This window comes from Ornithinibacillus sp. FSL M8-0202, from assembly GCF_037975285.1.
GTDB classification, from domain to species: domain Bacteria; phylum Bacillota; class Bacilli; order Bacillales; family Amphibacillaceae; genus Ornithinibacillus; species Ornithinibacillus massiliensis.
This window is the reverse complement of sequence record NZ_CP150248.1, coordinates 3072142-3084582: the sequence shown is the minus strand read 5'-3', so window position 1 is coordinate 3084582 and position 12441 is coordinate 3072142. Positions and strand designations below refer to the sequence as shown.

16 protein-coding genes are annotated in these 12441 nt (G+C 33.4%); 12 read left to right on the top strand and 4 right to left on the bottom strand.

The genetic code is table 11. The features are described from left to right. Positions 1–95: 95 nt before the first annotated feature. A complete protein-coding gene (locus MKY78_RS15600; RefSeq protein ID WP_339213994.1) occupies positions 96–290 on the bottom strand; it encodes an XtrA/YqaO family protein in 195 nt (64 codons plus the stop codon). 495 nt (positions 291–785) lie between these two features. Here MKY78_RS15600 and MKY78_RS15595 point away from each other — a divergent pair, with 495 nt between their 5' ends. The 6 genes from MKY78_RS15595 to MKY78_RS15570 all read left to right on the top strand — a co-directional run bounded on the left by MKY78_RS15595 (position 786) and on the right by MKY78_RS15570 (position 5312). Then, entirely contained in the window at positions 786–1202 is a 417-nt protein-coding gene (locus tag MKY78_RS15595) for a helix-turn-helix transcriptional regulator (RefSeq protein WP_339213992.1), read from the top strand. A gap of 164 nt (positions 1203–1366) precedes the next feature. Beyond that, entirely contained in the window at positions 1367–1822 is a 456-nt protein-coding gene (locus MKY78_RS15590; RefSeq protein ID WP_339213990.1) for an ImmA/IrrE family metallo-endopeptidase, read from the top strand. 503 nt (positions 1823–2325) lie between these two features. After that, a complete protein-coding gene (locus tag MKY78_RS15585) occupies positions 2326–2742 on the top strand; it encodes a UPF0715 family protein (protein ID WP_339213988.1) in 417 nt (138 codons plus the stop codon). Positions 2743–2861: 119 nt separating this feature from the next. Next, positions 2862–3188, top strand: coding sequence for a hypothetical protein (locus MKY78_RS15580; RefSeq protein ID WP_339213986.1), 327 nt, complete (start codon positions 2862–2864; stop codon positions 3186–3188). 568 nt (positions 3189–3756) lie between these two features. Then, entirely contained in the window at positions 3757–4269 is a 513-nt protein-coding gene (locus tag MKY78_RS15575) for a transposase (protein WP_057994671.1), read from the top strand. Further along, positions 4266–5312, top strand: coding sequence for an IS3 family transposase (locus tag MKY78_RS15570; RefSeq protein ID WP_339213979.1), 1047 nt, complete (start codon positions 4266–4268; stop codon positions 5310–5312). Before MKY78_RS15575 ends, MKY78_RS15570 begins: the two co-directional genes overlap by 4 nt. A gap of 436 nt (positions 5313–5748) precedes the next feature. Here MKY78_RS15570 and MKY78_RS15565 read toward each other — a convergent pair whose 3' ends face one another. After that, entirely contained in the window at positions 5749–6660 is a 912-nt protein-coding gene (locus MKY78_RS15565; RefSeq protein ID WP_339213977.1) for a DUF4238 domain-containing protein, read from the bottom strand. 753 nt (positions 6661–7413) lie between these two features. Between MKY78_RS15565 and MKY78_RS15560 the strand changes: the two genes are divergently transcribed. After that, positions 7414–8097: a hypothetical protein gene (locus MKY78_RS15560; RefSeq protein ID WP_339213976.1), complete on the top strand. Its 684-nt coding sequence runs from the start codon at positions 7414–7416 to the stop codon at positions 8095–8097. Between the two features lie 249 nt (positions 8098–8346). Then, positions 8347–8586 (top strand): hypothetical protein, encoded by a 240-nt coding sequence (locus tag MKY78_RS15555; RefSeq protein ID WP_339213974.1) that lies wholly within the window; start codon positions 8347–8349, stop codon positions 8584–8586. A 173-nt stretch (positions 8587–8759) separates the two neighbouring features. Here the strand turns inward: MKY78_RS15555 and MKY78_RS15550 are convergent, their stop codons facing one another. Then, entirely contained in the window at positions 8760–8975 is a 216-nt protein-coding gene (locus MKY78_RS15550; RefSeq protein ID WP_339213972.1) for a hypothetical protein, read from the bottom strand. A gap of 159 nt (positions 8976–9134) precedes the next feature. Between MKY78_RS15550 and MKY78_RS15545 the strand changes: the two genes are divergently transcribed. The 4 genes from MKY78_RS15545 to MKY78_RS15530 all read left to right on the top strand — a co-directional run bounded on the left by MKY78_RS15545 (position 9135) and on the right by MKY78_RS15530 (position 10918). Then, positions 9135–9272 carry a hypothetical protein gene (locus MKY78_RS15545; RefSeq protein ID WP_339213970.1) on the top strand — a complete coding sequence of 46 codons (138 nt, stop codon included), beginning with the start codon at positions 9135–9137 and terminating at the stop codon, positions 9270–9272. Between the two features lie 149 nt (positions 9273–9421). Continuing rightward, entirely contained in the window at positions 9422–9595 is a 174-nt protein-coding gene (locus MKY78_RS15540; protein WP_339213968.1) for a hypothetical protein, read from the top strand. Between the two features lie 230 nt (positions 9596–9825). Beyond that, on the top strand, positions 9826–10251 hold the full coding sequence (locus tag MKY78_RS15535; RefSeq protein WP_339213966.1) for a type II toxin-antitoxin system antitoxin SocA domain-containing protein: 426 nt from the start codon (positions 9826–9828) through the stop codon (positions 10249–10251). Beyond that, positions 10238–10918: a hypothetical protein gene (locus MKY78_RS15530; protein WP_339213964.1), complete on the top strand. Its 681-nt coding sequence runs from the start codon at positions 10238–10240 to the stop codon at positions 10916–10918. Before MKY78_RS15535 ends, MKY78_RS15530 begins: the two co-directional genes overlap by 14 nt. A 326-nt stretch (positions 10919–11244) precedes the next feature. Here MKY78_RS15530 and MKY78_RS15525 read toward each other — a convergent pair whose 3' ends face one another. Beyond that, positions 11245–12210 carry an N-acetylmuramoyl-L-alanine amidase gene (locus MKY78_RS15525; protein WP_339213963.1) on the bottom strand — a complete coding sequence of 322 codons (966 nt, stop codon included), beginning with the start codon at positions 12208–12210 and terminating at the stop codon, positions 11245–11247. Between the last annotated feature and the right edge of the window lie 231 nt (positions 12211–12441).

The following is a 12441-nucleotide window of genomic DNA, read 5'->3' as shown; positions in this document are numbered from 1 at the left end:
TAACATTCAGTGTCCTCCAGCTTACTGGTAGAACGATTTATTCGCCGTATTAACTCTAGCAAGATCCAAAGAATCTATTTTTCAGCTTGCTTTATTTAAAATTCTTCCCCTTCATCAAACTTAATTCGCTTTACCTTCCCTTGATGTGTAACAACCTTTGTCTCACCATGTTCAGGTAAATTAGTAATCCTAGCCTTTCCTTGACTATAGACAACTACAAATGGCCTCTGACTTTCACTGATGTCAATGGTTAATACACCTCTCTTAATAGGAATATCTTGTAATCTCATATCATCTCCTCCAGTTCTCCCTTTCCAGCCTTTTTGTAAAGGTTGAGATAAATTATTAACATAATGGTTAGTAATAAAATCATAATTGATATTTCTTTTCTATCGATCCCTCCTTCGAAAATCTATCAAACATTCATCGTATGTGTACTATGATAGATGGTATACTTTTGTGTCGTCTTATGACACATAACCATTATAAAAATACTCTCCATTGATTATTAGAGAGTTGCTAACTATTTTGCATCGACTTAGTGTTCAAAATATACTCCCCCCACGTTGGGTTCCGACACATTTTCCTCTTTGGAAGCTGTAAAAGCCTATTATAAATTGGCATCGTATGACCTCTTTTTAGAAATGGGTGTCTCTACGTGTTGCACCTTGACACTAAGAATAAGCTATTATGTGTTAAATGTCAACACAAAATAGATAATTCTTTATTTTTGTGTTGTTTTGCGATACAATAACAAATAAGTCGAGGAACCAGTGGTGATACGTATGGTAGATAATAATAAAATTGGAGAGTTTTTGCGGAATTATCGTAAAGAACATAACAGAATGTCTTTACGTGCTCTATCCGAAAAGACGGGTATTAGTTTCTCTCATTTAAGTAAAATTGAACGTGGTGAACACAATCCTTCTAAACCCACATTAAGAGTATTAGCTGAAAAGCTAGACTTAAATTTGGATAACCTCTTCATAATGGCTGGGTTTGCACCTGAGAAAAAAATCAGTAGTTCGGATTTGCTTTATTCTAATCCGGACCCTGAAGAGCTTCAGAAGTTTAGAATCATCGATAAGATTACTAGCGAATTCCATGATGCGGATTTGATGTTTAATGACCTTGCCAATATGACACCAGAACAATTAGAAGAGGTATATGAATTTATAAAGTTTAAATTAAGTAAGAAATAAGGTAGATTAGTTCGCTTTAGAATCATATTTTTGAATAATATCACTTACTAAAAAGATAAACATTAATTTCATACATGGACTTGTAAAGGGGTGCAACTTGCACGCCTAATCTTTTACCACGAAACAGAACACACATTCGCGTTATTCGACATAGGGGGAATGAAATGTATACACATTTAGAAGATTATGTTTTCAACTTATACCATAATTTATCCATTAGTCATCCTGAACAATTAGATATAGAAGAAATAGCCAGTAAACTTGGGATTAATCTTTATTACAGTTCTTCTACCTATAGATATGGTAATAACATTATTCTCCAATATGATACTAAACAAAAACAATGGCAATTATTCGGGCATGAAATCTGTCATTATTTAAGGCATTTCGGTAACCAGCTGACCATGAAAAAATCCTTTAAGGACCTTCAAGAATGGCAAGCGAACCATTTTGCTTATCACTTTTGCGTTCCAACCTTTATGCTGGAAAACATACACACACCTACTGTAACGGATATTATAACCATTTTTAATGTGGAATTTGATTTTGCACTTAGAAGACTAGAAATGTATCAGAGTAAGTTGCATTTAGATGGGGATAGCTTATGTTTAGGTATGTAGTTAAGAGGTTTGCAAACTTTATTTTACTCAAATAGGGCAAGGGGGATAACTTAATCCCTTGCTTTTATTACGCGATTAAAAGGGATTCGAACTCTCGGCAAACCTGGTACCGGAAACCGGGGAGGGTTAGTATAAACTGAATCAGATGAAGTGACAATACTGTCACACCATTTCATTATTTGTTATATAATTCGATTTTGTATACGAACTCCCTCTTGCTAAGATTAAGTTAACAATTAGTTAGAAAGGGGGGGCATCTGATGGAACAACTATTATTTATTGTGTCTATGAGTGCTTTAGGCTTATGCTTTTGCGTTTTCATTTTAGGGATTTTTAATCATGGTTTACGTAATCTATTTGAATCAAAATACACAAAAGTATCCGCTTTATTGTTTGTTATTTATATACTTACCTTCATACCTTACCTAATAATTTCATCTATTTAAAATAAGAATTGCTTCCGATATAATAGTTATAGAATGATAGGGATAGGGTGTGATGTTATGAAAAAATTAAAAGATCTCGATCTTAATCTAGTTATCTCTCTCTCGATTCTTTGTTCTCTTCTGTCATCTATGACTCTAGGTATAATTATAGCTATATTACTCTTTGATGATTTTAGTTATCAATATGCAATTTTTTATGCTATAATTTTTTTCTTTTGTTACCTACTGTTTGCTTCTACAATCCAGATCCTGCTAAGCCTGAAACCCAAAAAGTTATATATCCCGTACTTACTAGTTTATGTTGTAGGCGCACTGGTAGCCTCTGCTATTGTTATCTTTTTAATGAACGAAGTCGATAATCCATTTGCTAATCCAAATATTTTAACTAACTACTATATTATTAGTGGATCAGCTGCAATCATTTTTTGGCTATTTGACTCGATTATTTTACAGGGTGAAATAGTAATTAAGTAAGCTATCTTATTAACTGGAGTAATTATTGATAGTGTTATTCATATTCTCTCCTCACCCCAAATTGAAAAAATGAACACCTCCTATACATTATGCATATACTTAGCAAAGGATGTGAAGGAATGTCAAAAAATGTAAAAATAACTATTGTGATAACCCTAGTAATTCTAGCGATAGGAACTTTATATAATACTTATAATGCTTTTATCTATGGAAATCCTAAAAAAATTATAGAATCAGAAGAAATTGCAGTAAAGTATTTAAAAGAAGAAAAAGGATATCAATACCCTGATATACTAATGGTTAAAGGAAACTACAATTGGAAAGAAAGTTATGGAAAAAAATATGGAGGATTCATTATTTTAAAAGACAATAATGATATAGTATACAGTTATATTATTCGGAATGATAAAATAATTGTACTGGATGACATACCTACAAAATATTAGCTTAGTCATAAAGATTGGTACCATTAAGATATACAGGAATCTATAGTTGAAAAGGATACAAGCATTACTACTAGGTTCGAGATTAGGAACTGCAACCCTAGAGAATACGTGGATGCCTGGCAAACTAAAAAGCAAGGGAAGAAATCACCTTCTATCCCTTGCTACTAATGGTTTTCTAAGACGCGCCCAGAGGGATTCGAACCCCCGGCAAACCTGGTACCGGAAACCAATAAAGGCTGTTTTATTGTATTATATTGCTTGTTATTCCTTGATAATTCCTTAAAACAATAGCCATTTATAATAGTCCATCTCAATACTTGTTAGCATTTTCGTTTGCAATTTTGTTAGCAATTCCTAATACATCATGTTTATGACTAATTTAAACAACAACGATAAGAAAATTTTCCTAAAATACCAGTTTTTTTATACCAAAATAAACTATTTTATTAAAAGTAGAATAATCATCCTTTAAACAGGATTTATAAATAGGGATACCCCCTCTGTTAGGATAGTTGTCGTACGATACTTTAGTGTTATAGTTTAATAAATAACACGGAGGTTGATCGGGATGACAAGAAAAAATGGAGTACGATATTCACAAGAAAAGAAAGAAGCTATTATCAAGCGCATGATGCCCCCAAATAACGAATCTGTGGCGCAAATATCGAAAGAAGAAGGCATCTCGAATGTGACGTTATACAAGTGGCGTAAAGAAGCTCGTGCTGCTGGTGTGGCAACACCTGGAAATGGACAAACAAGTGAGAATTGGAGTAGTCAAGATAAGTTTTTAATCGTGATGGAGACTTTTGCGATGAATGAATCAGAGTTAGCTGAGTATTGTCGTAAAAAAGGTCTGTATCGTGAACAAATTGAATCTTGGAAAAGTGTATGTCTTCAGGCAAATGAACAGTCATTCGACGAAGGGAAAAAGTTGAATGGTGTATTGAAAGAAGAAAAAAAGCGTGCTAAGCAACTAGAAAAAGAGCTACAAAAGAAAGAGAAGGCACTAGCTGAAGCTGCGGCTTTATTACTATTGCGAAAAAAGGCCCAAGCGATTTGGGGGGACGACGAGGAAGAATGATTAGCCCATCAAATCGCGCATTAGCTGTCGAACTCATCCAAGAAGCCAATCAAAATGGTGCGCGAATGGCGAAGGCTTGCGAGGAGCTTCATATCAGCGTGCGTACCTATGAACGTTGGGTAGCAGACGATGGTGTGAAGGTGGATCAACGCCCACTTACGAAAAGACCAGTACCCCAAAATAAATTAACTGAGAAAGAAAAAGAAGAAATCCTAACGGTTGTCAAACACAAAGAATACGTTGATTTACCACCAACACAAATTGTACCTAATCTTGCGGACAAAGGGACTTATATTGCGTCGGAATCCACATTTTATCGTGTATTACGTGAGGAAAAAATGCAAAACCATCGTGGTCGTAGTCAAAAACCTGTAAAAAGAGTCCCAGAGAGTCATCTCCCAACATCACCAAACCAAGTGTGGACGTGGGATATTACATGGCTTGGTGGGCCTGCGAAGGGTCTATATTATCGACTCTATTTAATTATCGATTTATTTAGTAGAAAAGTAGTTGGCTGGGAAGTTTGGGAAACGGAAGAGGCAAAACACGCAGAAACACTTGTGAAAAAGGCAGTAATCAATGAAAAGATCAAAGGGGCACCACTCGTATTGCATTCAGATAATGGTAGCCCAATGAAAGCTGAGACATTTTTAAGCTTACTAGAGAAATTGGGCATTCAAAGCTCTTTTTCAAGGCCTCGAGTAAGTAACGATAATCCATACTCAGAAGCGATGTTCCGGACACTCAAATATAGACCGGATTACCCTTACAATGGCTTTGCATCACTCACTGAGGCAAGGGAATGGGCACAAAAATTTGTCCACTGGTATAACGAGGTTCACATGCATAGTGGGCTGAAGTTTGTGACGCCTGTACAATGTCATACCGGGGAACACATAGCTATATTGGAAAAACGAAAAGCCATATATGAGGCAGCGAAGACGAAACATCCAGAGCGTTGGGCAAGAGGCATAAGGAATTGGAAGCCGAATGAACAAGTAGCACTCAATCCAATGCGAGATGAGGAGCAAACCGAAGCATAGAGTCAACCATAATATCTCCATTTCCCTAGTGATTTGAATCGAAAGTACGCTTTTCCTTTCGATTCAAATCACTAGGTCAGCAAGCGAAGCGCGGTAGCATTAATTGAACTCGGAGATTTATGACATTCTATTAAAATACTAAAGTAACTAAATGAGACAACTATATTGACAAACACCGGTATCTATATGGAGATAAAGTAGCGAGTTTTGAAAAAAGAGACCGTATTTAGAATTAAGTTAAATAACGTTATTTCTCTTTATCTGTATGTTAATTTTCATCTTCAAGGAGTACATTTCTAATGACTAAACATATAAAAGGAACCTTCGTGTGTATCATGAAGGCGTTGTATAAATACCATGAAGAATTAAGGAACCCTCAAAAATAAGCCCCCACAATCGTAGGGGCTTAAGCCTTATCCTACATATGAGAGTATATTCACTGACTGTCGACTCTAGAACGTATATTTGATATGAATTCTAAATCATCTTCATTGTAGATAATAAGCAGTTTATCAGTATTCAAAACTAGCTGTTCATTAATCCGCTCCACATTTTCATCACTCATATTATAAATAGTGGTTTCAGTTAAGATCTTATCACCATCAACCATAATAGGAATAAGTCCAATACAAATTTCTGGTGAAATTGGCAAATGATAATCTTCTCCCTCAAACTTTTTCACGATAACCGGGTTATCGGATAAGAAGTATTTCTTAATACCTAATGTTTTATGGAATCTAATTTGATAATTACTCATAATGTGTTCAGCCAAAACTTTTAAAGGATCCTCTGAAGAATCCCTTATAAACAATAGAATATTTTCTAATTCCTGACCAAAGTACATTTTCTTAGCAAAGTTAGCAGCATAAGCTTGACTAGTTGTAAAAAGTAAATACATTATATGTTTTTCACTGTCTTTAAGTTTTGGGTTTAAATATACTAGATTCTTTACACCTTTCCCTCTGATAAGCGTTATTATTAAATAAAGTAAAAGACTTGTTTCAATATCAGTCCAACGTTCATTTTGTATTATTTCAACAAACTTATCTTGAAAATCATCGCGTCTGCTTAAATTAATAAATTCTTGGAAATTCGGTTTAATTATACTTTCAAGACCTGAGTAAGAATCTTCAATTGTATTTCTTAAAACATAATTTCCATTATCATCTTTAATTTCATAAAAATCTTTTTCTTGCATAATTTTCATAGGACCGCTTTTATGAACTTTCAAAGGGGACTGTTTAATAATAGTGTATGATATTTTATTATCGTCCTTTTGGAAATTTTTCAGTGCAAACTGTGGGATATAATGTTGTTGCTTTACAAAGTTCATCTTATCTTTGTTCATCTTAATATAGTCTCCCTATTTACCATTATTAATTACTATACCACATAAGAAGATGATATCCCCTGTTGGAAATATATTAAATTAATAAAGAAACAGAAACTAAAGTTTCTAAATCCATTCACGAGAAGTATAGACCGTATGATGAATAATTAAGTGCCCCAGCTGCTTTTGTAGCTGGGGTTAGTTTTATGCCCCTGCCTTCTTATTGATCGATTACTGAAAGGATATTATCCAGTTTGAACGTTGTACATCTTACGCCCCAAAAAATACAAATATGGCTTTTTAGGAATAACTGTTTTCGAGGAAAAGCGAGAATAATACTTTCTCAAAGAGACCAAAATTTCTTAACATTTATTCATTATTGCAAAAATAACCACAGGAAATAAATTAATTTTTACTATTCATAGAATGCTCTTCCGAAACCCACTTAAATATAATAATGAATAAAAATTAAATTTTAAAACAATTTACATTAAATATCAAGCAATTATATGCTATCCCCCCCACTTTCCCAACCTGTCGAAAAAACAGTGTTATACATAGTAAAATCATGTCATATTTTGTCGAATAATGTTCTAAAACACCGTAACTTTCCCAATACTCAAAAATACCTATTAATGATACCATAAAAAATGTAAATATAAGGAAGGAGGATATAAGGTAGGTAATTTTTGTGTTGAAGGAGAAGTAAAGTCAGAATCTACTCCTATCAAAATACGATTAATAGCTAAATAGACCAAAGGAGTGTTTAATTTGAAAAAGAAACTTTCTGTTTTAGTATTATTATTGGTAATATCACTATCACTTCCAATTATGGCAAGTGCACAAGAATCAGATTCGGAAGTTCTTCCAGATAAGATTGAAACTATTAAAACTGATAATGGTAAATTAATAGAAATTAAGCATTTTGATACTATAGAAAAGGTAGAAAAGTATAAGGAACAAGTTATGAGTCAAATGGCAGATTATCAAAGCAATATCGAAGTTCCTGAAGTACCAATTAACCAAATCCAACCTATGGCATTATTGACCTCTTATAAATATAATGGCGCTTCAGGATATATCGGAAGAGATTTTGACGTAAAAGTTTACAAAAATAGAACGGGAAAATCTATAACTCAACAACCTACCGTAACCCGTACAGTAGGTAATAGCGTTAATATATCACTAAAAGCAGAGGCAGATTTTAAAAAAGTATTCAAAGCAAGTACAAAAGTAGACTTTGGTAAAACACAAACTAAAACGTTTAAGGAAGAATTTGGTAAAATAACTATTCCTAATAATAAACAATTAGAAATTTGGACAAACCAAATAGCAAAAGTACATTCATTTACTGAAAAAAATGTATTTGGTTCTGATAGAAAATTCAATGCCTATCAAGCTGTTGATAGCTGGGAATATGATATCATTATAGGTCCTATTCGTAATCCATATTAAAATTTATGTAGGGTATTTGATTAAATAAGTACCCGTATCTAGTTGACCTTTGATAACTATGAAATTATTTCTCCATTACAAAGGTATAAAGTAGTAACTAGTTCTGATAATTTAAAAATTACTAAAAAGCAGTGAAAAAAAGTCACTGCTTTTTAGTAATTAATCAAATGATTAATCCTTGACAGTTATAATAACAGGATATAGCATAAATATAATCAACATAATTTTCATAATAAAAGGAGTAAACACATGTCTTTAATAAGAATTGGAGTAGCATTACTATTTGGCGCATTTACTAAATATGCTATAGTAATGCTTTGTACACAATGGTTGATATTAAAAAAGTTACAATACTTGGGTGTTGCCGATTCACTAGAAAGCGAAGTATTTGACAGCTTTTGGACTATTTTCACTGTAGAAATTGGTTTGTCTATTCTTTTAATTATTATTGGGCTGTATAAATATCTGAAGAAAGAGCAACAGTCATAATTGGAAGGCTTAAGACTACAAATATAGATTGTAGGTAATATTATAAATGAAGAGTAAGCTCTTTGGAACTTCTCTATGATCTTCTAATTTGTTTTGTTCCTATCGAATTATTTTATCTGATTATAGAATAATATCCACAAATTTATAATAACAGGTCTTTAAGGCCTGTTATTTTATGCTCCTAACTTCCTCCTAATTGGCCCTGCTGAAAGGATATTCTCAAACTTAAATGTTCTTACTTTCTTACGCCAAAAGCAAAAAGCCACTATAGAATCATCATCCATGCTAATTACACGAACATAACGTTGAGTTACATTGTTCTTACTATCTATATAGACTATAACGATTTTCTCTTTGTTTTCGATGGAGCGATGGAATAATCCTTTCATAACAAGACCACCTTTACAGAACGTTTGTTCTTATTATATCAAAAATTGATTCCTTGTAAACATAAATATGGTTGGGGGAAATTGCATTAATTTGTAGAAAATGCCTTGACTTATTATACTATGCATAGTATAATAAAAGTATAGAAAGGAGGTGAACAAGTGGAATACTTAGCAAAAATAATAGCCCTAGTAATCTCAATCCTAACCGCTCGTCAAATATGGCTCGTCAACCAAAAGACAAAGTTAGAAATTGAAAAACTAAGGCTAGAAAATAGAAGAATGAGAAGGGGAGGTTAATCCCCTCTCTCTTCACTAAGTATACCACAAGTATATGTTTTATAAAATCATGTTAGTACTGTGGGTAGTTATAGCTGTACTTGGGATTTGGAACCTTTTCTTGCAAAGGAAAAAAAGGAAATTAATAAAAGAAAAGGAGCGACTACAAAATGAGCAATCAAACAGAAGCGAATAAGCGTTGGCAAGAGAAAAATAAAGAACATGCAAAATACCTTAGCAATAGATCACGTACACGCAGTTTTATTCGTAATCAAGCTACACTAGAAGATATAGAGGAATTAAAACAGCTTATTAAAGAACGTGAAGAGTTACTACAGAGTTGAGTCTCTCTAATCGGGAGGCTCTTTTTACATTTCATAACATGACCACCTCAATAAATAGAACATTTGTTCTTATTTTGTGGATATTTCATCCAAATTATGATATAATAAAGTTGCAAAGTGACTTTATATGAATAATATTGATATTATAAAGTATAATTAACTTCTATTTTTCCTATGGCTTTAATCAGTATTTTGTTATGTGGGCATTACTTATAAAGGGGGGGATTTTAATGCCAATGCAGAATTTTGCAGATCACACAATTGCAATTTCAAAAGAGTATGGAGGAATTAGTAACCTAAAATTACAAAAAGTTCTTTACTTCGCTCTCGGTCAGTATATAAGGGATAATGGTATTAATGATCTGGTTAGAGATATTTATACCGAGAGATTCGAGGCTTGGCAGTATGGACCTGTTATAAAATCGGAGTATCATAGAAATAAACATTTTGGCAGATATAATATTAGAAGAGAAGCACAAATACACGAAAACTATAATGATTTAAATGATTATATTATCAAAAACTTAAATAGAAGCGTTACTGATCTTGTGGAGGATAGTCACAGTAGGCCTACATGGTCAACAAATAGGGAAGCTATACTTTCAAATCAAATAGTAACATATGATTTAAGGGATCTCCAAAATGACTTTAGCTAGACAGGAATTATCCGAAAAATTAATTGATAATTTACACAAACTTCATGGTGCTACATCTTCTGGTATAGATGAATCAGAAAAAGAGAAGCTCTTTCAGGACTTTTTTAGTCTTTTAGATGATATGTCCCTAGATCTCCTGCCATATTCAGCTGCATCGCAGTTTATTTATAGCAACATAAATGACGAAGGGTTTTATTTCATTCAAGCAATTGAAGAAAAAATAGTCGAGAATTTTAAAGAAACCGACGAAACCTATAAAAAAGGATTAAAAATAGTCGAACACCTAGAGTTGGCACAACAACAAAAAGAAGCATTATTTGCAAAACAAGAGAAAAAGATTAAGGAGTACAGTTATATACAAGACCACCTAATAGAGAGAACTCACAAAATCGAGGAAATACAAAAAACTACAAAAAAATTACAAAAAGATACTGAATTATTACAGACGCAAAACAACAAAATGATAACAAACTTTATAACCATATTAGGGATTTTCGCTGCGATACTAATGGGCGCATTTGGCTCTATACAAGCATTTAGTAGTTTATTTGATAATGCAGTATTTCTTGATTTAGGAAAACTGTTAATAATCAGCTCTGTTGGAGCTTCATCAGTAGTTCTAATTTTATTTTTCCTATTAAATGGAATAGCCGAAACTTACAGATAGATCTCTTTCTAGTAGCAAAACAGAAGATAGTACAATACTTGAGAAACACCCAACTCTCGTAATAGTACATGGTATTCTAATATTTATTGCTTTAATTGGAGCAGCTCTAGAACTAAGTAGCGTTAAATTAAGGATAGCTGCACAAGGATTATGGTGGTTTATTCCACTTATCTGGATAATATATTTTATTATAGCCTGTCATCAAAATACTTTTTTTCCTTTCTTAAATAAAACAAAATCTACTTCGGATAGTAATAAAAAAGCCTGATCGTTTTATTGACCTGGCTTTTTTATTTTTCTGATTCGATTACTTGAAACTATATTTGTTACTTAATCAACGCTCCTGTTTCTTTTCCGACGTATATATTCACCTTACCAAAATCCTTTGTTTGGATTGTCACTACATCAGCTTGCGGTTTTCCAAGTACCTCATACTGCAACCCACCGAATTTTTTAGGATTTAGAAATCCTTTCTCATTCCCTTTAACTGGGGCTTTATTTAAAGGATATACTCTCCAGCTGCTTGCAGTTTTTGGTAGATATAACATTTTCTTTTTACTACCGCTTGGCAATTTGATTTTTTGCCCTGGAACAATCAAGTCCCCACTTATTTTATTTAAGCTTTTTAGTACTGCAACAGTGGTATTATATTTTTGAGAAATGCTCCATAGGGTGTCACCTTTTTCGACTACGTGTACTCCACTTGATGGTGCGGTCTCTACTTTACTCTTAGCTTTCTTTTTCAGTCCGAAATGAGAAGCAATGGCATCAGCTAGCTCCTTCCCTGTTCGATCCAGTACTGCATCATCACGCAATTTCTTAATGTCAATGGTAGAATCCATAAACCCACCTTCAATGAGTATTGCTGGCATTTTGGATTCACGAAGCATATGGAAGTTTTCTGATTTAATACCGCGATCTCGTAATCCCATTGCTCCTACAATTGCTGGATGAATCTTCTTAGCTATAGCAAGACCTGTAGAAGAACCAGGATAATGATACGTTTCTGTACCAGTCCAAGTACCCCATTGACCTGTGTTAGCATTGTGATGATACGATACCAAAATATCTGCTTTTTGATCGTTTGCCTTATTTGTTCGTGCTGTTAAAGATACATCGATTTTTCCAGTAGGGTCATCTAAGCGAATAACTGTTACATTGTCATACTCGTTTAGATACTTAGTAGCCGCAGCCACCACTTTACTGTTAAAAGACCACTCTCTTTCCCCATCCGGAGTTCTTTTCCCCGGTGTATTTATGCCATGTCCAGCGTCTAATGCTATTTTAACCATAATTATTTATCCTCCCTCAATAAAGTTAATTTTTCTTCCAAATACTCGCGTATTCTCAATATTTTATAAACACTAGTTAGTTGACACACCTTATAGATAGTTAAAAATTGAAAGTAATTCAATTTATTTACAGGTTGGGGGCCATCCTATCTGCCAAACTGGTATTGTTTGGAAAACAGTTTTATAACCGTGCTAGGAAATCTCCACACAAATCACGGTCGCTAACCCTCC

Excerpts from the sequence above, each read along its gene's own strand:
- MKY78_RS15580 (WP_339213986.1), top strand. The coding sequence starts at position 2,862 with ATGTCAAAAAATGTAAAAATAACTATTGTGATAACCCTAGTAATTCTA.
- MKY78_RS15540 (WP_339213968.1), top strand. The coding sequence starts at position 9,422 with ATGAGCAATCAAACAGAAGCGAATAAGCGTTGGCAAGAGAAAAATAAA.
- MKY78_RS15600 (WP_339213994.1), bottom strand. The coding sequence starts at position 290 with ATGAGATTACAAGATATTCCTATTAAGAGAGGTGTATTAACCATTGAC.
- MKY78_RS15555 (WP_339213974.1), top strand. The coding sequence starts at position 8,347 with ATGTCTTTAATAAGAATTGGAGTAGCATTACTATTTGGCGCATTTACT.
- MKY78_RS15585 (WP_339213988.1), top strand. The coding sequence starts at position 2,326 with ATGAAAAAATTAAAAGATCTCGATCTTAATCTAGTTATCTCTCTCTCG.
- MKY78_RS15575 (WP_057994671.1), top strand. The coding sequence starts at position 3,757 with ATGACAAGAAAAAATGGAGTACGATATTCACAAGAAAAGAAAGAAGCT.
- MKY78_RS15550 (WP_339213972.1), bottom strand. The coding sequence starts at position 8,975 with ATGAAAGGATTATTCCATCGCTCCATCGAAAACAAAGAGAAAATCGTT.
- MKY78_RS15565 (WP_339213977.1), bottom strand. The coding sequence starts at position 6,660 with ATGAACAAAGATAAGATGAACTTTGTAAAGCAACAACATTATATCCCA.
- MKY78_RS15590 (WP_339213990.1), top strand. The coding sequence starts at position 1,367 with ATGTATACACATTTAGAAGATTATGTTTTCAACTTATACCATAATTTA.
- MKY78_RS15525 (WP_339213963.1), bottom strand. The coding sequence starts at position 12,210 with ATGGTTAAAATAGCATTAGACGCTGGACATGGCATAAATACACCGGGG.
- MKY78_RS15535 (WP_339213966.1), top strand. The coding sequence starts at position 9,826 with ATGCCAATGCAGAATTTTGCAGATCACACAATTGCAATTTCAAAAGAG.
- MKY78_RS15530 (WP_339213964.1), top strand. The coding sequence starts at position 10,238 with ATGACTTTAGCTAGACAGGAATTATCCGAAAAATTAATTGATAATTTA.
- MKY78_RS15570 (WP_339213979.1), top strand. The coding sequence starts at position 4,266 with ATGATTAGCCCATCAAATCGCGCATTAGCTGTCGAACTCATCCAAGAA.
- MKY78_RS15595 (WP_339213992.1), top strand. The coding sequence starts at position 786 with ATGGTAGATAATAATAAAATTGGAGAGTTTTTGCGGAATTATCGTAAA.